The organism is Xanthomonas vasicola (assembly GCF_000772705.2).
Classification (GTDB): Bacteria; Pseudomonadota; Gammaproteobacteria; order Xanthomonadales; family Xanthomonadaceae; genus Xanthomonas; species Xanthomonas vasicola.
In genome coordinates this window covers 201,004-221,397 of record NZ_JSBW02000027.1, presented here as the reverse complement: position 1 = coordinate 221,397, position 20,394 = coordinate 201,004, and the positions used below count along the sequence as shown (strand labels likewise).

Genomic DNA, 20,394 nt, shown 5'->3' with positions numbered 1-20,394 from the left:
GGCCGCATTGCATGCCGATTACTCGGCAGCCGGAGCGTCTGCCTTCTTCTCGCCCTTCTTGGCCGGAGCGCGACGGCCCTTGCCTTCGTCGGCGGCTTCGGCCGAAAACTCTTCTTCACGCACCGACGCCGAGTTCGGCGCAGCAGCCTTGCCTTCCAGCACGGCATCAGCAGCGGCGCGTGCGTACAGCTGCACGGCACGGATGGCGTCGTCGTTACCCGGGATGGCGTAGTCGACCAGGGCCGGGTCGTAGTTGGTATCGACCACAGCGATCACCGGAATGCCGAGCTTCTTGGCTTCCTTGATGGCGATGTCTTCATGGCCGATGTCGATCACGAAGATCGCGTCGGGCAGACGGTTCATTTCCTTGATGCCACCCAGCGAGGCGTCCAGCTTTTCGCGCTCGCGACGCAGGCCCAGCACTTCGTGCTTGACCAGCTTTTCGAAGGTGCCATCGGTCTCGGCTGCTTCCAGTTCCTTCAGGCGGGCGACCGACTGCTTGACGGTACGGAAGTTGGTCAGCGTGCCGCCCAGCCAGCGCTGGGTCATGAACGGCATGTTGCAACGCTCGGCTTCTTCCTTGATGGACTCGCGCGCGCTGCGCTTGGTGCCCAGGAACAGCACGGTGCCGCGCTTCTGCGCGATCGAGGAGAGGAAGTTCATCGCGTCATTGAAGAGCGGAACGGTCTTCTCGAGGTTGATGATGTGGATCTTGCCGCGCGCGCCGAAGATGTACGGCGCCATCTTGGGGTTCCAGTAGCGGGTCTGGTGGCCGAAATGGACGCCGGCTTCCAGCATCTGACGCATGGTGACTTGGGGCATTGCAGTAACTCCTGAGAGCGGAATCGCTATGCGCGGACCTGACTTTTTGAAGAGTCCGCACATGGATGTGCGGGCCCTTGCGATAAGGATGCGCACACGATTCCGGGGTTGGGCTTCCCTGTTGCCTCCGCGACGAACCCTTTGTGAGGGCACCCCGGCGCGGATGGCGGCAGCAGGTGTGAATTCGTCGGTGACGTCCGACGTAAACGACGCAGTGCGTGAGAGACGCAAAACAGCCGGCGGAGTATAGCGGGCGGCGTGGTCTGGTGCAATTGGCCTGGTTCTAAGGCAGCTGACAGTGATCGCTGGGCGATTCGGGAGTCGGGATTAGAGATTGGTTTAGAGCGGATCGCGAATGACCGGTTGTGTCGCACAGCCGAAGGACGGTGAGGCCAGCAACGCTTTTGCGAATCCCTGATCCCGGATTCCCGATCTCAGCCCTCAGGGCTCCAACGCCAGCGTGGTTTCGATATCGCTATTGATACGCGCGACAAAGCGGCCGCTGCCTGCGGGCAGGTTGGCGGGCAGGGCCCATTGGCGGGTCTGGCCGGGCAAGACGTAGCCGGCCAGGTCGTTGCGGATGCTGCGGCGGGTGCCGCCGGCGTCGATATAGGCAAGATCGGCCAGGCGTGCATGGCTGACCCCGGGATTGTAGATGCGCAGCGTGCGGTCGCTACCATTCCCGGCGAGGGTGGCCTGCAGTGCCGGTTGCTGTGCGCTGGCTTGGCTGGGCTGTGCAAACACCGGGGTGGAATAGCGCAGCAGTTCGGTCTCGTTGCCGATGGCGTGCTGGGTGACGACGAGGCGGTAGCTTTCTTCGGCCTGGGTGGGGCTGGGGCCGAGGCGGATCACGCGCAGCAGCTGCCGGCCTTGCGACGGAATTTCGAAATGCGCCGGGCTGACGGTGATGCCGGTCGCCGGCTCAAGCAGTTCGCGTTCGCCGTCCTGACGCCAGCGGTAGAGCTTGGCATCGGCACGCCATGGTTGCGCGGCCTGGTTGTAGAGCCAGACGGTGGCCTGGTCACTGTCAGCCGGAATATGCGCGGTGGTCGGGGCGATGGCGATCTCGGCAGCGCCGGCGGCGCCGCTTCCTGCCGCACCGGCCATGACCAAGAGCGAGGTCAGCAGGGCGCGAAGGTGGCGGGGCGCGGCCATGCTCAAAACGCGATGGTGGTGATGCGCGCGCTGCCGGCGGGCGCCGGCCCGGCGAGTGCGCTGGCGTCCTGGCCCGTGCTGGTGACAGAGGGGGCTTCGCTGCTGCCGACCGGCGCGGCGATTGCCATCGGCGTGCCCCTGGAGCAACTGGCGCGCGGCGGCGTGGTGCGCAGTTCGCAGCCGCTGAGCAGGCGCAGGCCGATGTGCAGCGTGGAGTTTTCCGGCCCCTTCGCGGTGGTCGCGCTCGCTGCAGTCGAGGTAGCGGCGCAAGCGAGGGCAACCAGAATCAGGCGCTTCAGTAAGGTGACCAGCGTCATGAAAGCAATCGTTTGCATTGGAGACGTAACAAATAGCGACGCCCCCGATGTGAACTTTATTAATTGTCAGTAAGTGATCGAGACAGTCACCGTGTCGGTGTAGGCGCCGGCAATGGGCAGTTGTGGGGCCGGCGCGCGGCCGTAGACCGTGACTGTCTGCGCCGTGCCATTGCCGGTGCCCGATAGCGTGTCCACCCCGGTGACGGTGCCCCACCGCGTACTGCGGCCGGCGTTGCTGTAGAGCTCGTAGGTAATGTAATTGGCGCTGCTGGCGTGGCGCATGCGTCGGACGCTGCCGGTAGCATTGCTGCCATTGTCCAGCCCGATATTCCAGGCGGTGCGGTTGGTGCAGGCCAGGCTGATGGTGGAGGTGCGATCAATGGCGGCGTCGATGGTGCCGGCGATGCTGCCGAAATCCAGGTCGGTGGTGACGTAGGTATCGCAGCGTGCCGGCACGTTGGCCGAAGCGGTGAACGGAAATGCGTTACTGGCAGTCTTGGAGCCGCTGCCGCCAGCTGTGCAACTGCTCGGCGCAAGCGGCACACCGGTGATGCTTTCGTTATAGGAATAGCGCAGCACGGTGTCGGCGCCGCCAAAGTTGCTGGTGTGGTTGCCGACCGACAGAATCTGGCTGGCCGGAATTCGCCCGTACACGGTAATGGTGGCCGTCTGCGAGCCGCCGGTGATCACCGGGACGTTATAGGAAAGTGTCAGCGTGCGTGGCGAGGGTGCTGCTGACCCGGTGGCGCCCCAGATCTGCGTACGCGTTGCCTCGCTGTAGATCTGAAAGTCCAGACCGTCGCTGGTGGAGTTGAGCATGCGGCGTGGTGCGTACACGCCACTGCTGGCACTGCCCGGGCCAAGGTCCAGGCAAAGGCTCACTTGTGCATAGCCCAGCACGCTGAGCGCGGCGGTCGCGCAGGACACAGTGAGCGTTGCCACTGCATCGGTGGTGCCGTTGGCCGCCACGTTGCCAAAGGCCAGTGGAGTGCCGAGGGTGACAGTACACGTGGTGTCCGCGTGCGCACGCTCGCTGGGCGCGAGCCATGACAGCGCGATCATCAGCGCAAGCGCCAGGTGCCAAAGCGTGGACATCTTCATGGCGTTGTCTGCTCAAGGATGCACGGCAGCGGACCTACCCGCGGAATGCCGCCCGGGTCGACCGGATACGCGAACTGCGCGACACAACGGCCCTGCGGCAGGTCCACCAGAATGCGGTTGTCGCGTTGCAGGTTGTCCAGATAGGTTTCGCCGTCGTAGCCGACCACGACGCGTTCGGAACTGCCGTCGCGCTGCACCACGCTGCCAACTGGCAGCGGCGCGCCCTGCACATCGTGCAGCACGACGATGGCGGCGCGCACGCGGGTGATGCCGAAGTGCACGGCGACGCCGGATTGCTGGCGCGGCGTCACCGCCGTGTCGACACGGTCCACGCGCAGGTCCGCCGGCAGGGTCAGGGTATCGATGGATAACTGGTTGCGCTGCCACGATTGCAACGGCGTCACCAGCAGGGTGCCGCGTGCATCGGTGACCCCGATCAAGCGGTTTTCCAGCCGCACCGGAATGCCGGGCTGGCCGTCGGTGGAGACCACCGCGAAGGCGTCCTGAATATCGCGCGCGGCGAAGGCGCGTCCGTTCATCCATACCAGGCTGCCGCTGGCGCTGGCATAGCCGAAACTGTCGCCGTCCTGGGTTGCTGCGCCGAAGTTGTAACGGCCGACCCGGTTCAACCAGCCCAGTTCGGCCAGTCCGCCGCTGGCATCGTCGCCGGCACGTCCCTGCAGGCGCCAACCAATGCCGCCCAGATCGCCATCGCCGGGCAGTGGCTGGCTGATATCGGCCACAAAGCCGGTGCGGTTGCCGTTGCGCTGCATCGATGCGCTGGCCTGGCGCAGTTCGCCGAAGGTGGTCGACAGTGACAGGTACAGGCTGCGATCACTGGACACATCCAGATTCTGATTGCCCGACAGGTTGGCAGCCCAGTTGCGCCCGAAGTTGCGCGACCAGAACACGCTGGCATAGCGCGAGGTATCGCCCTGCGGATAGCTCAGCCGCACATAACTGGTGCCGAGCGAACCGATCTGGCCGACGTTGACGCCCAGCGCTGCACGGTCGCTGACGCGCGCCGGCAATGCGCCTTGCAACGCGCCCAGGTCGCGGTAATCGCCATGGGTGCGCTGGGTGCCCAGATTGACGTTGAAACGCCGGTTGTTCCAGCCGTAGCCCAGCACGTACTGGCCACCACGCAGCGCGTCCATCCGGCTGTGCGCGTAGGCGGCATTGAACACACCGCCTATGCCCAGCAACCACACGCCGCCTGCGCCGGCATTGATCACGCCGCCGCCGGTTTCGGCATGCGCTTCGATCGTGAAATCGTCGCGTAGGCCTTTGCGAAACGTGGCACTGGCCACACGACGTGGATCATAGGAAAACGAGCGCACACCGTATTCGCGGCGCAGATGGCCGATGCCGGCCGACCATTCGGAAATGCCGCGTGCCAGCAACTGCGGTGTGCCATAGAACGCGAAATCCAGCCGGCGCACGCGGCCGAAGGCATCGGTCACCACGATCTGCGCCTGACCGGTGCCGCTGATGCCCGGCTGCGCTGCCAGCTGAAATGGGCCGGCCGGCACCTGGCCGCTGTATTGGCGCAGCCCGTCCACGTACAGCTCCACGGTGGAGGGCACTGTCGCTTCGCCGAGAAAGCTCGGCGTCGGCGTCAGCACGCGATACGGCTGCAAGGCGTAATTGCGGCCGATCTGCACGCCGCCCAGGCGGAGCGAACGGCTCCAGTCGACAAAGCCGCTATAGAAATCGCCCACGCTGAGGCTGGTGGCGCTGTCCGGGAAATCCATTTGCCAGGCGCTGTCCAGACGCACTGCTTCGGTCCGCCAGCGTTCGTCCTCTGGGCGGTCGTAGGCCAGGAAAATGGCGGTAGTGTCGACCATGCCGCGGCCAATGCCGAAGGCGCGCAGTTCGGTCGCCAGCGACGCGCTGCTGGTGCCGGCATTACGGGTGGCATACAGGTCGTAATTGAGCAGCAGGCCCGGCGATGCGGTGGCGCTGGGCGGGGCCACTTGTTCGGCTTTCAGCACCGTGGTGGACAGCGACAGCTGCGCCAGTGGCACCTGCAGCGCGAGCCGCTGCAGCGCGGCGTCGTAACGCACTTCCACATCGGGCAGGCGGTCCAGATCGACCAAGTCGGCAGGCGCGCGGTCGGCCAGGATAAAGCCGAGTTTGCGCAAAGTTTCCACCGAGCCGCGCAGCCGGCCATCGACCAGTTCGAATGGCGCCAGGCCGCGGTCGGCCTGGTTCAAGGTGACGTCCAGATACAGTGTTTGCGCCTGTAGCGTGGCGCCTGGCGGCGGCTGATCGGGAAGCGATGTCACATCGGCCAGATCGCCGGCTGCGGCGGTGCCCAGGCAGGTGGCGGTCGCCAGCAGCGTCATCGCCAGCCGAACCGCATCACGGCGCCGTCGGCGTAGCCAACAGAGTGCGTTCGTCAGCCTCACCATTGATCCTTGCGATGATGGTGCCGCGGCCGAACTGCGCCAGCGGCGCACCTAGCGACCAACGCATGGTCTGACCGGGCAGCACATAACCAACCAAACCATTCAATGTGGTCTTGGTCGCGCCATCGATTTGGTGCCGCAGGTCGGCGACTTGGGCATGTCCGTTGCCTGTATTGCTGATCTGGATCTGCGCCTTGCCATCGCTGCCGGCAACCACTTGCGCGCTCAATGTTGGTGTGGGTTCGGTGGTGCCGGGTGGCAGCAGGAAGATTGGCACCGAATAACGCAGCACGAACTGCATGCCCTTGCGGTCGGCATCGGCGCTGGGCAGCTCGTCGACGATGATGCGGTAACAGTGCTCCTGCCCGGTGGGCGCAGGTCCGGCGCGGATCACCCGGATCAACTGGCGCTCGCCGGCGGCCAGGGTGCGCATCGGTGGGCTGACCAGCAGGTCTTGGGTGGGTTCCAGCTGATCCTGCCCATCGCGCTGGGTCCAGCGATACGCGCGGGTCTGCACCTGTACCGGCGCGCTGCCGCTATTGCTTAGCCATAAGCCGTCGGCGGCCTGCTGCGCGTTCAGGCTCAGCGAGGTCGGCGCCAGCTGCAAGCTGGCGGCGTGTGCCGGCGTCAGCAAGACGCCGTTGACCATGACCAGCGTCATCGCCAGTCCGGCTGACGTCAGCCAGGCGGGGAAGCGTGACAACAGGCGGTGATGCACAAGCATGCGCGTGCTCAATAAACGATCGTGGCAGTGATCGTGTCCTGGTAACTACCGGTCGCGGCATTGCTGGCTGCCGGGTTGGTCACACGACCGTAGACCGGGTAGACCTGGTTGATACCGGTGGCGGTACGACTGAGCGTATTGGTGCCGGTGGTGCTGCCCCAAACCGTGCTGCGAGTTAAGTCTTGGTAGAGCTGGTAGGCGATGAAGTTGTTGGTGGTCACCAGCGGGTCCGTATTTTTCATGCGGCGGGTGGTGACGTCATTGGCAGTGCCGGCATTGCCACCGGCGCTCAGTGCGATGTTGTAAGGCGTCAATGCGGTGCATTGCGCGGTGACGCTGCCGTTGGCGTCGACGTTGGTGGTGGAGGTGGAGAGCACCGAACCGAAGTCGACGTCCGTGGCGGACGCGGCGGTGATCGTGCAGGCCTTGGTGACCGCGATCTTGACGTTGAAGGTGGTGGTATCTGCCGCGCTCGCCATGCCAATGGTCGAGAGGAGGCCGAGGGACAACAGGACAGGGCGGACAGTGCGCATGGACATTTCCTTGACCGTTCTGGTCATCGATGACGCGACGACTCGTCGCATCGCCTGTAATGCATCAGCTGTGCCAAACATAACGCTGAATTCACATGCTATCTAGTTGCCTCAGCTGGTTTTTTTCGTGAAATTGCGATGTCCCACGGATGACTCCGTTAATGCAAGTTTTGACGCTAAATGGACTGCGTCACACATGAATAGGCGAGCGCGACGGTTTTCTGCCGTTCCGTCCGCGTGCGCCCAGCTGATGCGTTCTACAAAAAACCCAGACGCGGGTCGTTCAGATTAGCCCGAATCGGCGATAATCGCGGCCATGAGCGTCAATCTAAAAACTAAAGAAGAAATCGAACTGATGCGCGTCGCCGGCCGCCTGGCCGCCGAAGTGCTCGATGTTGTGGGCCCCCACGTCCAGCCGGGCGTGACCACGGCCGAGCTGGACCGCATCTGCCACGACCACATCGTCAACGTGCAGGGCACCATTCCTGCCAATGTCGGCTACCGCGGCTTCCCCAAAAGCGTGTGTACCTCGGTCAACAACGTGATCTGTCACGGCATTCCGAGCGCCGCCAAGGTGTTGAAGGACGGCGACATCGTCAATATCGACGTCACCGTCATCAAGGATGGCTGGCACGGCGACACCAGCCGCATGTACTACGTGGGCACCCCGTCGGTGATGGCCAAGCGTTTGGTCGAGACGACGTATGAAGCGATGTGGCGCGGCATCCGCGCGGTCAAGCCGGGCGCCACCCTGGGCGATGTGGGCCATGCCATCCAGAAGTTCGCCGAATCCGAGCGCTTCAGCGTGGTGCGCGATTACTGCGGCCACGGCATCGGCAAGGTCTATCACGACGAGCCGCAGGTGATGCATTACGGCCGTCCGGGCGAAGGGCTGGTGCTCAAGCCGGGCATGACCTTCACCATCGAGCCGATGATCAACGAAGGCACCTATCACCATAAGACGCTGCCGGACGGCTGGACCGTGGTCACCAAGGACCGCAAGTTGTCGGCGCAGTGGGAACACATGGTGGCAGTCACCGAAGACGGCGTGGATGTGCTGACGCTGTCGGCCAATTCGCCAGCGCCGGTATGACGGAGACGCCGGCGGAGCGACCCGACCCGGGCGTCGCCGGCGACGCGGAATGGGCCGCGCAGGCCCGTCCGCTGCTGGTGCATGCGGACATGCGCCTATGCAAACGCTTCGATCAGGGCGAACCGATCGAGCGGCTGGTCGCTCTGCGCGCACGCGCGGTCGACCAATTGATGCGCAATGCGTGGACCCGCTGCATTCCGGCCGATAGCGGTTTGTCGCTGCATGCGGTCGGCGGCTATGGGCGCGGCGAACTGTTCCCACGCTCGGATGTGGATGTGTTGGTGCTGGGCGAAAGCGTCGCGCAGCAGCAGCACGAGCAGGCCCTGGCGCGCTTGTTTGCGCTGCTGTGGGATGTGGGCCTGCCGATCAGTCATGCGGTGCGCTCGCCAGCGCAGTGCACGGCGGCAGCGGCCGACCAGACCGTGCTCACTGCCTTGATCGAATCGCGCGCGCTGGTGGCCGATGCCGCCGCGCGCGCTGCACTGGCCGCGGCGATCGCGCCGCCACAGGTGTGGCCGCCGCGCGATTTCTTCCAGGCCAAGCGCGAGGAATTACTGGCGCGCCATCAGCGCTTCGGCGACACCGCCGACAACCTGGAACCCGACATCAAGGATGGCCCCGGCGGCCTGCGCGATCTGCAGACGCTCGGCTGGATGGCGCTGCGTGCGTTCGGGGTCAAGGATCTGGAAGCCTTGGTCGGGCTGGGCCATGTCGGTTTCGACGAAGCCGCCGCATTGCGTCGCGAGCGCGAAGAGCTCGCCCGCCTGCGTTTCGGTCTGCACATCGTGGCCAATCGGCCGGAAGAGCGCCTGCGTTTCGACTACCAAAAGACCCTCGCCGAACGGCTGGGGTTTGCTGACGACCTGGAAAGCCTGGGTGTGGAAAAAATGATGCAGCGCTTTTATCGCAGCGCTGCGTTGATTCGTCGCATCAGCGACCGGCTGCTGCAGCGCTTCGAAGAACAGTTCGATGGCGAAGCGACACCGGAACCGCTGCGCGACGGCTTCAGCCTGCGCCGCGGCTATTTGGCTGCCGACTCGGACAGCTGGCCGGGCGATGATGTGTTGCAGGTGTTTGCACTGTTCGCGCAATGGGCGGCACACCGCGAGGTACGCGGCCTGCATTCGTTGACTGCGCGCGCGCTGGCCGAGGTGCTGCGCGAGTTGCCGGCGTACGACGTGGCAGATGCCACTGCCCGCGAGCGCTTTATGGCGCTGTTGCGCGGCCCGCGTGCGGTGGAAACGCTCAATCGCATGGCGCGGCTCGGTGTGTTGGGGCAGTGGATTCCGGCATTCGCCAGCGTTTCCGGGCGCATGCAGTTCGACCTGTTCCATGTCTATACGGTGGATCAGCACACCCTGATGGTGTTGCGGAACATCGCGCTGTTTGCCGCCGGCCGCGCCGACGAGCGTTTTTCTATTGCGCATGAAGTCTGGCCGCGTCTGCGCAAGCCGGAACTGCTGCTACTGGCCGGCCTGTTTCACGATATCGCCAAAGGCCGTGGCGGCGATCATTCCGAACTGGGCGCGGTGGATGCGCGCGCGTTCTGCCTTGCGCATCGTCTGAGCGAAGGTGATACCGAACTGGTGACCTGGTTGGTGGAGCAGCATTTGCGCATGTCGGTTACCGCGCAGAAGCAGGACATCTCCGACGCGGAAGTGATCCATCGTTTCGCCACTCTGGTCGGCACACGCGAGCGTCTGGATTATCTGTATCTGCTCACCTGCGCCGACATCGCCGGCACCAGTCCCAAACTGTGGAATGCATGGAAAGACCGGCTATTGGCGGATCTGTATTTCGCTGCACGCCGCGCCTTGCGCGAAGGCCTGGAACATCCGCCGCCGCGCGAAGAACGTCTACGCGAAGCACGCGAATCCGCACGTGCATTGATGCAGGCGCAAGGGCATGACGATGCCACCATCGACCGGCAATTCGCCGGCATGCCGGACGAAAACTTCCTGCGCTTCCGTCCCGAGCAATTGGCCTGGCAGGCAGCGTCGCTGATCGAAGTGGACATCGGCCAGACCCTGGTCAAGGCGCGGCGTGCGGTGCCGGACAACGATGCACTGGAAGTGTTCGTGTATTCGCCGGACCGCGATGGACTGTTTGCGGCCATCGTGGCCACGCTCGATCGCAAGGGCTACGGTATTCACCGCGCACGCGTGCTGGACGCGCCGCACGATGCGATCTTCGACGTGTTCGAAGTGCTGCCGCAGGAAACGTATGCCGACGGCGACCCGCAGCGGCTGGCGGCAACGCTGCGCCAGGTGCTTGCCGGCGACCTGCAGAAGGTGCGTCCGGCACGGCGCGCAGTGCCGCGCCAGCTGCGGCATTTCCGCTTTGCACCGCGGGTGGAGTTCAGCGAAAGCGCCGGCGGCCGCCGCACCCGCATCAGCCTGGTCGCGCCCGACCGTCCCGGCCTGCTTGCCGATGTGGCGCATGTGCTGCGCATCCAGCACCTGCGTGTGCACGATGCGCGCATCGCCACCTTCGGCGAGCGCGCCGAAGACCAGTTCCAGATCACCGACGAGCACGACCGCCCGTTGTCCGAATCCGCCCGGCAGGCACTGCGCGATGCGCTGTGTGCCTGCCTCGACCCTGTCTAGCACTCCGGAGAACCCCATGGCCACCAGCAAGAAGACCGCGCGCAAGCAGAGCGCGACCACCGCGACCACTCCCACCAGCGCAACGCCCAAGCGCGTGAGCGCCACAAGCGGCAAGGCTGCGAAGGCGCCCATTGCGGCCGCCTCCAAGCCGGTCGCCGGCGCTGGCAAGAAGAATGCCGCTGGCGCTGCCGGCAACAAGGCCGTTGCATCGAGCGCAGCACGCCAGAAGACCGCTGAGAAGAAGATAGTCGGCAAGACCGCGACTGCCGCTGCGCCGCGCGTGGCCAAGCAGCCGACCAAGGTGGTTGCTGCACCGGCCGCAAAGAAGGCGGCGGCGGCAAAGAAGCTGCCGATTGCCGAGCAGGCCGTGCACAGCGCCGCAGTGCAGGTCGGCAACGATGAACTCAAGTTCGGTATCGAAAGCGCGTTCGAACGTCGCGCCACGCTGACCATGGACGAGATCGACGGCTCCACGCGCGCAATGGTCACGCGCGTGATCGACGGCCTGGAAAGCGGCGAGTTCCGCGTCGCCGAGCCGAACGGGCAGGGCGGCTGGACCGTCAACGAGTGGTTGAAGAAAGCCGTGCTGCTGTATTTCCGCGTCAACGAGATGGCGGTGATCGATGCCCAGCCCGCGCCGTTCTGGGACAAGGTGGAATCGCGCTTTGCCGGCTTCCATGAAGCCGAATTCCGCAAGGCCGGCGTGCGCGTGGTACCGGGTGCGGTGGCGCGTCGCGGCAGTTACTTCGGCAGGGACGTGGTGCTGATGCCGAGCTTCACCAACATCGGTGCGTATGTCGGCGAAGGCACCATGGTCGACACCTGGGCCACGGTGGGTTCGTGCGCGCAGATCGGCAAGCATTGCCATCTCTCCGGCGGCGCCGGCATCGGCGGCGTGCTCGAACCGCTGCAGGCCAGTCCCACCATCATCGAAGATCATTGCTTCATCGGCGCACGTTCGGAAGTGGTGGAGGGCGTGGTCATCGGCCACCACAGCGTGATCGGCATGGGCGTGTTTATCGGACAGAGCACGCGCATCTATAACCGCGCCACCGGCGAGATTTCCTATGGATACGTGCCGCCGTACAGCGTGGTGGTGTCCGGCCAGTTGCCCTCGAAGGACGGCTCGCACTCGCTGTACTGCGCAGTGATCGTCAAGCAGGTCGATGCCAAGACGCGCAGCAAGACCAGCGTCAACGAGTTGCTGCGCGGTCTGGCAGATTGAGTGCCACGCAGCCTGTCGGCGCCATGCTGTCGCGTTCGCCCGGTGGCTGGATCCGTTGGGGCATCCCGACCCTCCGGTTGGGATGGGTGGCGGTCTACATCGCCGGCTCGCTGATGCGCGATGGCATTCCGCAGCAGCTGGACATTCTGCGTTGGCTGGCGCCTGCACTCGTTCCGCCGCTGCGGATGGCGCTGAAATTCCATGGCGAACGCGCCGATGTCGTGTTTCTCCCCGCACGCGGCCTTGAACACCATCAATTGGCAAACACCCTGTCGGCGAGCGCAAGCGTGCGCCGCGCAGTCCAGAAGGGCACACCATGACCACGCTGTACGGATTGAAGAATTGCGACACCTGCAAGAAGGCAACCAAGTGGCTGGATCGCTTCGGCGTGGCCTACACGTTCGTCGATTACCGCGAGCAAAAACCCGAGCCGGAAACGCTGGTCGCCTGGGCCGAACAGGCCGGCGGATTCGATGCATTGATCAACAAGTCCTCGACCACCTGGCGCCAGTTGCCGGACAACAAAAAGACGCCTGGCTCGCAGGCCGAATGGAAGCTGCTGCTGCGCGAGTATCCGCAGCTGATCCGACGGCCCGTGGTCGTCACCGACGACGACGCGTTGAGCCAAGGATTCTCCGATAACGGCTTCAAGAAGCGGTTCGACATCGAGTGAACGTGCGGCCCTACCAGGCCGAGGACTGGCTCACGCTGTGTGCCGTACACGATGCGGCGCGGCAGCAGGCGCTGCGGGCGGCCGGCTTGCCGAAAGCGTTTCTACCCCTGCCGATCGCCGCCGAGCGTGAGTCACCGTTCGACTATATGTTGCGCGTGGCGAGCTCGACGGACGCGTGGTGGGATGCGTGGCCTACGATGCGCAGGAACTCGCCTGGCTGTCTGTGGCGCCGGACGCGCAACGACGCGGCGTGGGCGCAGCGCTGGTTGCAGCGGTCCCGCAGGACCGCCCGAACGTCCTTTCGCTGGAATTGCTGCAAGGAAATGACACGGCACTGGCGTTCTACCAACGCTGCGGCTTTGGCATCACCGGCCGCCACGGCGGCCGTATGCCGGGACACGAGCGTTTTGCGGTGCGCGTGCAGGCGATGCAGTGGCATGGCCCGGATGCTGCCCCAGCGACGCATAAATCAACCGTGTGATCAAAAAGGCCTGACGACATGAACGATGTGCTGAAGCTGACCTGCGATCTGATCGCACGCGCCTCGGTGACCCCTGACGATGCTGGTTGCCAAGCGCTGCTTGCAGAGCGCTTGACTGCCGCCGGCTTTGCTTGCGAGTACTTGCGACTGGGCGAGGTCGACAATCTATGGGCCACGCATGGCAGTGGCGCGCCGGTGCTGGTGCTGCTGGGGCATACCGATGTGGTACCGCCGGGCCCGCGCGAAGTGTGGACCAGCGATCCGTTCGATCCGCAGATCCGCGACGGCGTGCTGTATGGGCGCGGTACGGCTGACATGAAAGGCAGCGTCGCTGCGTTCGTGGTTGCCGCAGAGCAGTTCGTTGCCGCGCATCCCACGCATGCCGGCACGCTGGCAGTGTTGCTGACTTCTGATGAGGAGGGCGATGCCATCGATGGCGTGCGCCGTGTCGCTAACCTATTTCGCGAACGCGGGCAGGCGATCGATTGGTGCATTACCGGGGAGCCATCGTCTACCGAGCGCTTGGGTGATCTGTTGCGCGTCGGTCGTCGCGGCAGCCTGTCCGGTACGCTCACCGTCAAGGGCGTGCAGGGGCACGTGGCGTACCCACAGAAGGCGCGCAATCCGATTCATCTGGCAGCGCCTGCGCTGGCCGAATTGGTCGCGCGGCAATGGGACGATGGCTTCGAAAGTTTTCCGCCGACCAGTCTGCAACTCTCCAATATCCACGCCGGCACAGGCGCCAATAACGTGATCCCCGGCGAGCTGCAGGTGGCCTTCAATCTGCGCTACACGCCCCACTGGGACGCGCCGCGCCTGGAGGCCGAAATCACTGCACTGCTCGATCGGCATGCGCTGGACTATGCGTTGCGCTGGCATCGCAGCGGCGAGCCGTTCTACACACCGGAAGGGCGCTTGCGCAGTGTCGCGCGTGAGGTGTTGGGTGAGTTCGCCGGTGCGCCGCCGGAAGAGAGCACCGGTGGCGGTACTTCCGACGCGCGGTTCATCGCACCGCTGGGCGCGCAGTGCATCGAAGTCGGCCCGGTCAACGCCAGCATCCATCAGGTCGACGAGCACGTGCGTGTGGCCGATCTGCAGGCGCTGCCGGCGCTGTATCGCACGCTGATCGAGCGCTTGCTGGTCGGGTGATCGGGTCACGTGCACGCCGTCGTTGCCGCTGAAACAGTTGCGCCGATGAAACCGAACGGTTAGCGTCGGCCACATGGTCATTCGCTTTGCCAACCTCAATAACGCCAACCGCAACAATCTGCGCACGAATAATCGTGCGCGGCCGATGCGGGTCTGCGACTAGGCGAAATCCACCAATCGCCCAGGAATCAGAAAACCCGCATCGGCCGATGCGGGTTTTTTTTGGGTGTCATTTTCATGCAGCACGGTCTCTCACCGGCCGCCAACCCCCGCAGTTTTTCAGGAGTGTCTCCATGTGTTCCATCTTCGGTATTTTCGGCCTGCAACCCGGTGACGATCTGCAGGCGCTGCGCCGGCAGGCACTGGAATGTTCGCAGCGGCAGCGTCATCGCGGGCCCGACTGGAGCGGCGTCTACGTCGATACCGGTGCCATTCTGGTGCACGAGCGCCTTGCCATCGTCGACCCGGCCGGCGGCTCGCAGCCGCTGCTATCCGAAGACGGGCAGCTCGCCTTGGCGGTCAATGGCGAGATCTACAACCATCGCGAACTCAAGGCCGAACTGCTGCACCCGTACGCCTTCCAGACCGGCTCCGATTGCGAGGTGATCAATGCGCTGTATCGCGAAGATGCGCCGGCCTCGTATCTCAACCGCCTCAACGGCATCTTTGCGTTCGCGCTGTGGGACAAGACGGAAGGGCGGGTGATCATCGCGCGCGACCCGATCGGTGTGGTGCCGCTGTACTGGGGGCACGACCGCGAAGGCCGCCTGCGGGTGGCATCTGAATTGAAATCGCTGGTGGACGATTGCGCCGACGCGGCGCAGTTCCCGCCGGGTCATTGGTACGACAGCGCCACCGGGGTGCTGAGCCGTTACTACGAACGCGCCTGGCGCGAATATGCCGAAGTGGAAGGCGTGCAGGTGCAACTGCAGGAATTGCGCGAAGCCTTCGAGCGTGCCGTGCACCGCCAGCTGATGACCGACGTGCCGTACGGCGTGTTGTTGTCGGGCGGGCTGGATTCCTCGTTGGTTGCAGCAGTTGCTTCGCGCTACGCCCGTCACCGCGTCGAAGAAAACGACACCACCGAAGCGTGGTGGCCGCGCCTGCATTCGTTCGCGATCGGCTTGAAAGGCTCGCCCGATCTGGCTGCGGCGGAAGTTGCTGCCGCAGCGCTGGGCACCGTGCACCACGGTTTCGAATACACCTTCGAAGAAGGGTTGGATGCGTTGCCCGACGTCATTCGCCACATCGAAACCTACGACGTCACCACCATTCGCGCTTCCACGCCGATGTTTTTGTTGGCGCGGCGGATCAAGGCGATGGGCGTCAAGATGGTGCTCTCCGGCGAAGGCAGCGACGAGATCTTCGGCGGCTACCTGTACTTCCATAAGGCGCCGAACGCGCGTGAATTCCATGAAGAGCTGGTGCGCAAGCTCGAGGCGCTCAACAACTACGATTGCCTGCGCGCAAACAAGTCGATGATGGCCTGGGGCGTGGAGCCGCGCGTGCCATTCCTGGACCGCGAATTCCTGGATGTCGCAATGCGCATGGACGCCAGTTTCAAAATGATCGACAAGACCAGCAGCGGCGCCACGCGCATGGAAAAGGGCGTGCTGCGCGAAGCATTCGCGGGCTATCTGCCGGAATCGATTCTGTGGCGTCAGAAGGAGCAGTTCAGCGACGGCGTCGGCTATGGCTGGATCGACGGATTGAAAGCGCACGCCGCAGCGCAGGTGAGCGATCGCGAACTTGCCGCTGCCGATCGACGCTATCCGGTCAACCCGCCGCAGACCAAGGAAGCGTATTTCTATCGCACCTTGTTCGAGCAATTCTTCCCCAGCCAGGCGGCGGCGGAAACGGTGCCGGGTGGCAAGTCGATCGCCTGTTCGTCGCCAACCGCGATCGCCTGGGATGCGAGTTTTGCCGCGATGGCAGATCCATCGGGCCGCGCAATTGCCGGGGTGCACGAGCAGGCGCTGGCCTCGTAAGGCTGCCGTAACTGCAGCGGCCGGGCGTGCATTGCTGCACGCCTGGCCGCTGTTCTTAGTGCACGCGTCTCATTGCTCCAGACGCACGCAGTACCCATAGCGCTGCGGATCGATATCCACACCGGCCATGTCGGCCTGGTTGTTGCGCCATAGATTCGGCTTGAAGTCGGCCGCCGTGCAGTTGGCTGCCCGGTCCACGCCGATGGTGTAGGTGAACGGCATGTTGGCGAAACGGTTGTTCTCGAATACGTTGTCCTGGCTCATGCTGTTGTCCCAGCACAAAATTTCCGGTGTGCGATAACGAATCGCGCAGGCCAGAAACACGCCAGCCACTTTGTTGCCGTCGAATTGATTGTTGCTAAAGCGATTGCGCCGTGCATCCGAGAGATAGATACCTTGGCTGCCATTGCGCTCGAAGCGGTTGTTGCGAATCTCGCTGTCTTCCAGGTGTTCGGTGGTCAAACCAGCAGCCACGTTGTCGTGGATGTAGTTATTGACCATCGTGACCTTGGCGGTGCGGTTGAACGACACGCCGTCCCAGATTGCGCCAGACACATCGTTGTTTTCGATGGTGATCTCACGAGTGTCATACTCGCTCAGCAAGCACGCGCTACGGCACTTGTTGACCTGCAGGCCGGCAAGCCGGATGCCTTGCCCGGACCGCACCACTACTGCGCTATTGCTTAGATAGGGGCGCTCGGGCATGAATTCTTTGTCGCCAGTGCTGGCGACGATCTGCATGTCTTCGATGCTGACATTGCGGATCACGCCGGTGGGCTGCTGGTTTTCGTAATCGCCGACCACCAGAACCGGCTGCTGCACGCCGTCGGCCATGCGCACGATGGTGCTGGGGCCTTGACCGCGCAGGGTGAGGTTGCCGCGGTGGATCGATACCAGGCCATTAAGCGGGAACTCGCCTTTTTCCAGGCACAACACCGCCGGCGTATCGCTTTGCGGCAACTTGTCGATGGCTTTTTGCAGGTCCTGGCCAGGACGTGCTTTGGCGGTGCATGCAGCCACAGGCGCAGCCGGCGGGCCGGATTTGGCTGGCGGCGCGGCAGAGCAGGCAGTCGCAAACATCAGTGGCAACAGGGCGGAAACGGAGCGGGCAAGCGAAGGCATGCGGATTCCGGTCAGTGGGGGGAAGAGGGCGATGTGTGGAGCGAGGCTCGACATCGCGACGGGCTCTAGTGTGTCCCACCGGACGTTAAATTCCAGCCCACATGTGCCTGCGCGATTCGGTACAGGTTCATTCCACTGCTGCAGCCGAGGCTGCATTGGCCATAGCACACAGTCGCATCGGTTGACGTGCGTCACAGTGCTGACGGAACAAGGTGATTTGCGCGATCATCTATCGAACAACGGTGCTGGCAGTCGTGGTGCAGTGTTTGCATGCTGTTTTCGCATGCGTCTGCATGCGCCCAGCCGCAGCCCGTGCGTTATTCGACGCCTGAAGCGAGCGTCATGCCGGTGCTGCGTCAATGCGTATCGCACGCGTGATGCGTGATGCTTGCTGACATCGCAGGTGCCGGCGGATGCAGCGCGTACACCAGCTGCGCCACCGTCAAAAGCTGTATGCCAACTGCGCATAGATGCGGCGCGGCTCGCCAGGGAAATGCCCGGCGCGGGTGTTGAAACCGCTCACCGCATACACCTTGTCGAACAGGTTCTTGACGTTGATCTGCAGTTTCCACGCGTCCCATTGCGTCTGCCAGCTGATGTCGTAAATGGCATACGGTTTGACGCGCTGCCCGTCCAGGCTGACGCGTTCGCCCACGTAGTCGGCACCAAAGGCGATTGCCGAGCGCCACACCGGCAGGTCGTAGCGTGTCCATAAACCGAAGGTGTTGCGCGGCGCATTGGCGAAGCGATCGCCGGCCGCATTGGTGATGCCGTCGGTGCCTGCATCGAGCACGCGTGCATCGTTGTAAGCGTAGGTGAGGTTAAGTACCCAGCGCTCGGTGAGATCGGCCAGCAGGTCTACTTCCAGACCTTCGCTGCGCACCAGGCCAAGTGCAGAGAGCTGATTGACGCCATCGACGATGCGGCCGTTGGCCTGCACGATGTTGCTGCGCTCGATGCGATACAGCGCCGTGTGGAGGGTCAACCCACCGTCGTTGAGGGCAGTCTTCAGGCCCACTTCCCATTGCGTGCTGCGTTCCGGGTCGAACGGGCCGCCCACGCTGCTGTCCTGATTGGCGGCGTCCTGCGGCAAGAAACCGCTGGCGTAACTTGCGTAGGCATTGATGCCCTCGCGCAGCACGACAGTGCTGCCGACGCGCCAACTCATATCGTTGCCGGTAACGCGTGAGCCGTCCAGCAGGTTGTCGTCCCTGAAGCCATCCCAGCGTAGCCCGGCCATTGCATACCAGCGCGGGGTCAGTGTGAGTTCGTCCTGCAGATATGCGCCATAACGTTGACCGCGCGTGCTGGTTGCGCGCCATGGCAAGGTGTCCAAGCCGTAATCGTAGAAGCCGCTGCGCCCGTACACGGGGTTGAACAGATCGATACCCGGCACTGGGCCACGTACGCGGCCGGTGTCGGCGGTATTAGCGGTTTGCGCGCGGAAATCAGCATCCAGGCGGTAGTAGTCCGCGCCCATCAGCAGCTTGTGCTCGATCGCACCGGTGCTGGTGCGGAACACCGCATTGACATTGCTGGAGATCGCATCGTTGTCGCGGTACTGATTGCGCAACTGTCGGGTCATCCATTCGGCAGTGCCATCGCGATCGCGGTCGATCAAGCCCATCGGCTCGTGATAGATCTGATGCTCGTCGTTCTTGAACCAGCGCAGCGCCATGTCCACCTCCCACGCGCTGGACGGTGCGAACCGGTACTGCGCAAACGCCACCTTTGCGCGCATGTCCAGGAAGTCGGTGGGCTCGTTGTGATTCCAACGCCGGTCGGTAAGGAAGTTGCCGGCGTTATCCACCGGCACCCCGCGCAGGCGATTGCCGCCCAGGTTTTGGGTGATGTCGGTGTACTGCAGGGTTAGCTCGCCAGTGTCGCCGATATCGAAGGCCACTGACGCATCGCCGATCTGGCTTTGGCTATCGGTGTTCCAGCGAAACCCATCTTCGCCATCGGCATAGGCGCCGATGCGGTAGCGGACACGGCCATCTTCGCGCACCGGCCCGGTGGCTTCGAACGAGGCCGCGCCGAAGGATTGATTGCCGACCTGCAGTTCTATGCGCCGCTCAGCCTGATGGCCGGGTTTGCGCGTGACATAATTGATGACGCCGCCCGGTTCGCCACCGCCATACAGCGCGCCGGCCGGGCCTTTGAGCACTTCCACGCGCTCTATGTTGAACAGCTGCGGCACTGAGAAGCCGGCATACGGGTCGCCGCGCAGACTATCGTACAGCACGTTTTCCTGGCGGAAACCGCGCAAGGTCACACCGGCATAGCTGAAGAAGCTGATGCCGCTGATGCTGCGATACAAATCGGTGATCTGACGCGCAGCCTGGTCGTCGATCAACTCGCGCGGCAACACCTGCACCGACTGCGGCACCAGCGCCAATGGCGTATCGGTGCGCGTGGCAACGGCAGCGTCTTCGGATTTGTAGAGCGTCTGCGCACGGCCGACGACATCCACGCCGTCCAGCTCGGTTACGGCGGGACTGGCGGTATGTTGAGCGAAGGCAGGCTGGGTATGCAGAGCGAGCGCAGCGGCGAGCGCGGTGACAAGAAGCGTGGGGCGCATTGGTCACTAATGGGAATGGTTATCAAATGCATCTTAGCATGGTGTGTTCGTTGAATTGCAGAGGCCGCTGCAATGATGGGCACGAGGCTTTGTAGTGGAGGTGCGATGTGCTGTGCGCAAATGCACGTACAGGTGCGGAGGTATGCACGCGAGACGCGGAGTCGTAGAAGCCAGAAAATGCAGAAGGCAAGGCGGGTAAGGCAGTCAAATAAGGCAGAGCAGGCAAAGCAGAACGTACGAGAGCGTGGTCTCGCTTTTCCCGCTGGGACATTGTCCTCTTCATGGGGGAGAAGGTGTCCGAAGGGCGGATGAGGGTACGTGCGAAGTCTCATGCGCTTGTGTGCCGAGCGTTTTTGAATGACTAAGGGCAGGGCCACCTTGCGCACTAATCCAATGCTGCGTGATGGCCGTAC

17 protein-coding genes are annotated in these 20,394 nt (G+C 63.8%); 8 read left to right on the top strand and 9 right to left on the bottom strand.

What is annotated here, in order from left to right:
- Positions 1-18 precede the first annotated feature (18 nt).
- The 7 genes from rpsB to NX05_RS06425 form a co-directional block, all read right to left on the bottom strand.
- Complete coding sequence (gene rpsB / locus NX05_RS06455) at positions 19-822, bottom strand: 30S ribosomal protein S2 (RefSeq protein WP_010366170.1); 804 nt, start codon at positions 820-822, stop codon at positions 19-21.
- 441 nt (positions 823-1,263) lie between these two features.
- Positions 1,264-1,977, bottom strand: coding sequence for a fimbrial biogenesis chaperone (locus tag NX05_RS06450; protein ID WP_039433517.1), 714 nt, complete (start codon positions 1,975-1,977; stop codon positions 1,264-1,266).
- Between the two features lie 2 nt (positions 1,978-1,979).
- On the bottom strand, positions 1,980-2,312 hold the full coding sequence (locus NX05_RS06445) for a hypothetical protein (protein ID WP_039433520.1): 333 nt from the start codon (positions 2,310-2,312) through the stop codon (positions 1,980-1,982).
- Positions 2,313-2,360: 48 nt separating this feature from the next.
- Entirely contained in the window at positions 2,361-3,395 is a 1,035-nt protein-coding gene (locus NX05_RS06440; protein ID WP_039433523.1) for a Csu type fimbrial protein, read from the bottom strand.
- Positions 3,392-5,743 carry a fimbria/pilus outer membrane usher protein gene (locus NX05_RS06435; protein ID WP_039433525.1) on the bottom strand — a complete coding sequence of 784 codons (2,352 nt, stop codon included), beginning with the start codon at positions 5,741-5,743 and terminating at the stop codon, positions 3,392-3,394. The genes NX05_RS06440 and NX05_RS06435 overlap by 4 nt, the downstream gene beginning before the upstream one ends.
- A gap of 16 nt (positions 5,744-5,759) precedes the next feature.
- The gene (locus NX05_RS06430; protein WP_039433868.1) at positions 5,760-6,530 is read right to left on the bottom strand and encodes a fimbrial biogenesis chaperone; all 771 of its coding nucleotides are present in this window, start codon (positions 6,528-6,530) and stop codon (positions 5,760-5,762) included.
- An 8-nt stretch (positions 6,531-6,538) separates the two neighbouring features.
- Positions 6,539-7,063 (bottom strand): Csu type fimbrial protein, encoded by a 525-nt coding sequence (locus tag NX05_RS06425; protein ID WP_010380360.1) that lies wholly within the window; start codon positions 7,061-7,063, stop codon positions 6,539-6,541.
- A gap of 316 nt (positions 7,064-7,379) precedes the next feature.
- On the opposite strand from NX05_RS06425, the gene map reads away from it, so the two are divergent.
- The 8 genes from map to asnB all read left to right on the top strand — a co-directional run bounded on the left by map (position 7,380) and on the right by asnB (position 16,278).
- Positions 7,380-8,156: a type I methionyl aminopeptidase gene (gene map / locus NX05_RS06420; RefSeq protein WP_010366184.1), complete on the top strand. Its 777-nt coding sequence runs from the start codon at positions 7,380-7,382 to the stop codon at positions 8,154-8,156.
- The gene (locus NX05_RS06415; protein ID WP_039433528.1) at positions 8,153-10,762 is read left to right on the top strand and encodes a [protein-PII] uridylyltransferase; all 2,610 of its coding nucleotides are present in this window, start codon (positions 8,153-8,155) and stop codon (positions 10,760-10,762) included. The genes map and NX05_RS06415 overlap by 4 nt, the downstream gene beginning before the upstream one ends.
- A gap of 16 nt (positions 10,763-10,778) precedes the next feature.
- Positions 10,779-11,987 carry a 2,3,4,5-tetrahydropyridine-2,6-dicarboxylate N-succinyltransferase gene (dapD, locus tag NX05_RS06410; protein WP_039433532.1) on the top strand — a complete coding sequence of 403 codons (1,209 nt, stop codon included), beginning with the start codon at positions 10,779-10,781 and terminating at the stop codon, positions 11,985-11,987.
- Positions 11,984-12,307, top strand: a complete 324-nt coding sequence (locus NX05_RS06405) for a hypothetical protein (protein ID WP_039433534.1) — start codon at positions 11,984-11,986, stop codon at positions 12,305-12,307. The genes dapD and NX05_RS06405 overlap by 4 nt, the downstream gene beginning before the upstream one ends.
- On the top strand, positions 12,304-12,660 hold the full coding sequence (locus NX05_RS06400) for an arsenate reductase (protein WP_010366191.1): 357 nt from the start codon (positions 12,304-12,306) through the stop codon (positions 12,658-12,660). Before NX05_RS06405 ends, NX05_RS06400 begins: the two co-directional genes overlap by 4 nt.
- A gap of 187 nt (positions 12,661-12,847) precedes the next feature.
- On the top strand, positions 12,848-13,141 hold the full coding sequence (locus NX05_RS06395) for a GNAT family N-acetyltransferase (RefSeq protein ID WP_230597814.1): 294 nt from the start codon (positions 12,848-12,850) through the stop codon (positions 13,139-13,141).
- Positions 13,142-13,159: 18 nt separating this feature from the next.
- Positions 13,160-14,290: a succinyl-diaminopimelate desuccinylase gene (gene dapE, locus NX05_RS06390; RefSeq protein ID WP_039433538.1), complete on the top strand. Its 1,131-nt coding sequence runs from the start codon at positions 13,160-13,162 to the stop codon at positions 14,288-14,290.
- Positions 14,291-14,583: 293 nt separating this feature from the next.
- Positions 14,584-16,278 carry an asparagine synthase B gene (gene asnB, locus NX05_RS06385; RefSeq protein ID WP_017113238.1) on the top strand — a complete coding sequence of 565 codons (1,695 nt, stop codon included), beginning with the start codon at positions 14,584-14,586 and terminating at the stop codon, positions 16,276-16,278.
- Positions 16,279-16,347: 69 nt separating this feature from the next.
- On the opposite strand, the gene hpaM is transcribed toward asnB, so the two are convergent.
- Together hpaM and NX05_RS06375 are read right to left on the bottom strand one after the other, a co-directional pair.
- Positions 16,348-17,400: a type III secretion-associated outer membrane-bound protein HpaM gene (gene hpaM / locus NX05_RS06380; RefSeq protein ID WP_039433540.1), complete on the bottom strand. Its 1,053-nt coding sequence runs from the start codon at positions 17,398-17,400 to the stop codon at positions 16,348-16,350.
- A gap of 442 nt (positions 17,401-17,842) precedes the next feature.
- Entirely contained in the window at positions 17,843-19,981 is a 2,139-nt protein-coding gene (locus tag NX05_RS06375) for a TonB-dependent siderophore receptor (RefSeq protein ID WP_039433542.1), read from the bottom strand.
- Between the last annotated feature and the right edge of the window lie 413 nt (positions 19,982-20,394).

What these genes read in the sequence shown, in the direction of transcription:
- rpsB (WP_010366170.1), bottom strand. Translation starts at nt 822, where the DNA reads ATGCCCCAAGTCACCATGCGTCAGATGCTGGAAGCCGGCGTCCATTTC.
- NX05_RS06450 (WP_039433517.1), bottom strand. Translation starts at nt 1,977, where the DNA reads ATGGCCGCGCCCCGCCACCTTCGCGCCCTGCTGACCTCGCTCTTGGTC.
- NX05_RS06445 (WP_039433520.1), bottom strand. Translation starts at nt 2,312, where the DNA reads ATGCAAACGATTGCTTTCATGACGCTGGTCACCTTACTGAAGCGCCTG.
- NX05_RS06440 (WP_039433523.1), bottom strand. Translation starts at nt 3,395, where the DNA reads ATGAAGATGTCCACGCTTTGGCACCTGGCGCTTGCGCTGATGATCGCG.
- NX05_RS06435 (WP_039433525.1), bottom strand. Translation starts at nt 5,743, where the DNA reads ATGACGCTGCTGGCGACCGCCACCTGCCTGGGCACCGCCGCAGCCGGC.
- NX05_RS06430 (WP_039433868.1), bottom strand. Translation starts at nt 6,530, where the DNA reads ATGCTTGTGCATCACCGCCTGTTGTCACGCTTCCCCGCCTGGCTGACG.
- NX05_RS06425 (WP_010380360.1), bottom strand. Translation starts at nt 7,063, where the DNA reads ATGCGCACTGTCCGCCCTGTCCTGTTGTCCCTCGGCCTCCTCTCGACC.
- map (WP_010366184.1), top strand. Translation starts at nt 7,380, where the DNA reads ATGAGCGTCAATCTAAAAACTAAAGAAGAAATCGAACTGATGCGCGTC.
- NX05_RS06415 (WP_039433528.1), top strand. Translation starts at nt 8,153, where the DNA reads ATGACGGAGACGCCGGCGGAGCGACCCGACCCGGGCGTCGCCGGCGAC.
- dapD (WP_039433532.1), top strand. Translation starts at nt 10,779, where the DNA reads ATGGCCACCAGCAAGAAGACCGCGCGCAAGCAGAGCGCGACCACCGCG.
- NX05_RS06400 (WP_010366191.1), top strand. Translation starts at nt 12,304, where the DNA reads ATGACCACGCTGTACGGATTGAAGAATTGCGACACCTGCAAGAAGGCA.
- dapE (WP_039433538.1), top strand. Translation starts at nt 13,160, where the DNA reads ATGAACGATGTGCTGAAGCTGACCTGCGATCTGATCGCACGCGCCTCG.
- asnB (WP_017113238.1), top strand. Translation starts at nt 14,584, where the DNA reads ATGTGTTCCATCTTCGGTATTTTCGGCCTGCAACCCGGTGACGATCTG.
- hpaM (WP_039433540.1), bottom strand. Translation starts at nt 17,400, where the DNA reads ATGCCTTCGCTTGCCCGCTCCGTTTCCGCCCTGTTGCCACTGATGTTT.
- NX05_RS06375 (WP_039433542.1), bottom strand. Translation starts at nt 19,981, where the DNA reads ATGCGCCCCACGCTTCTTGTCACCGCGCTCGCCGCTGCGCTCGCTCTG.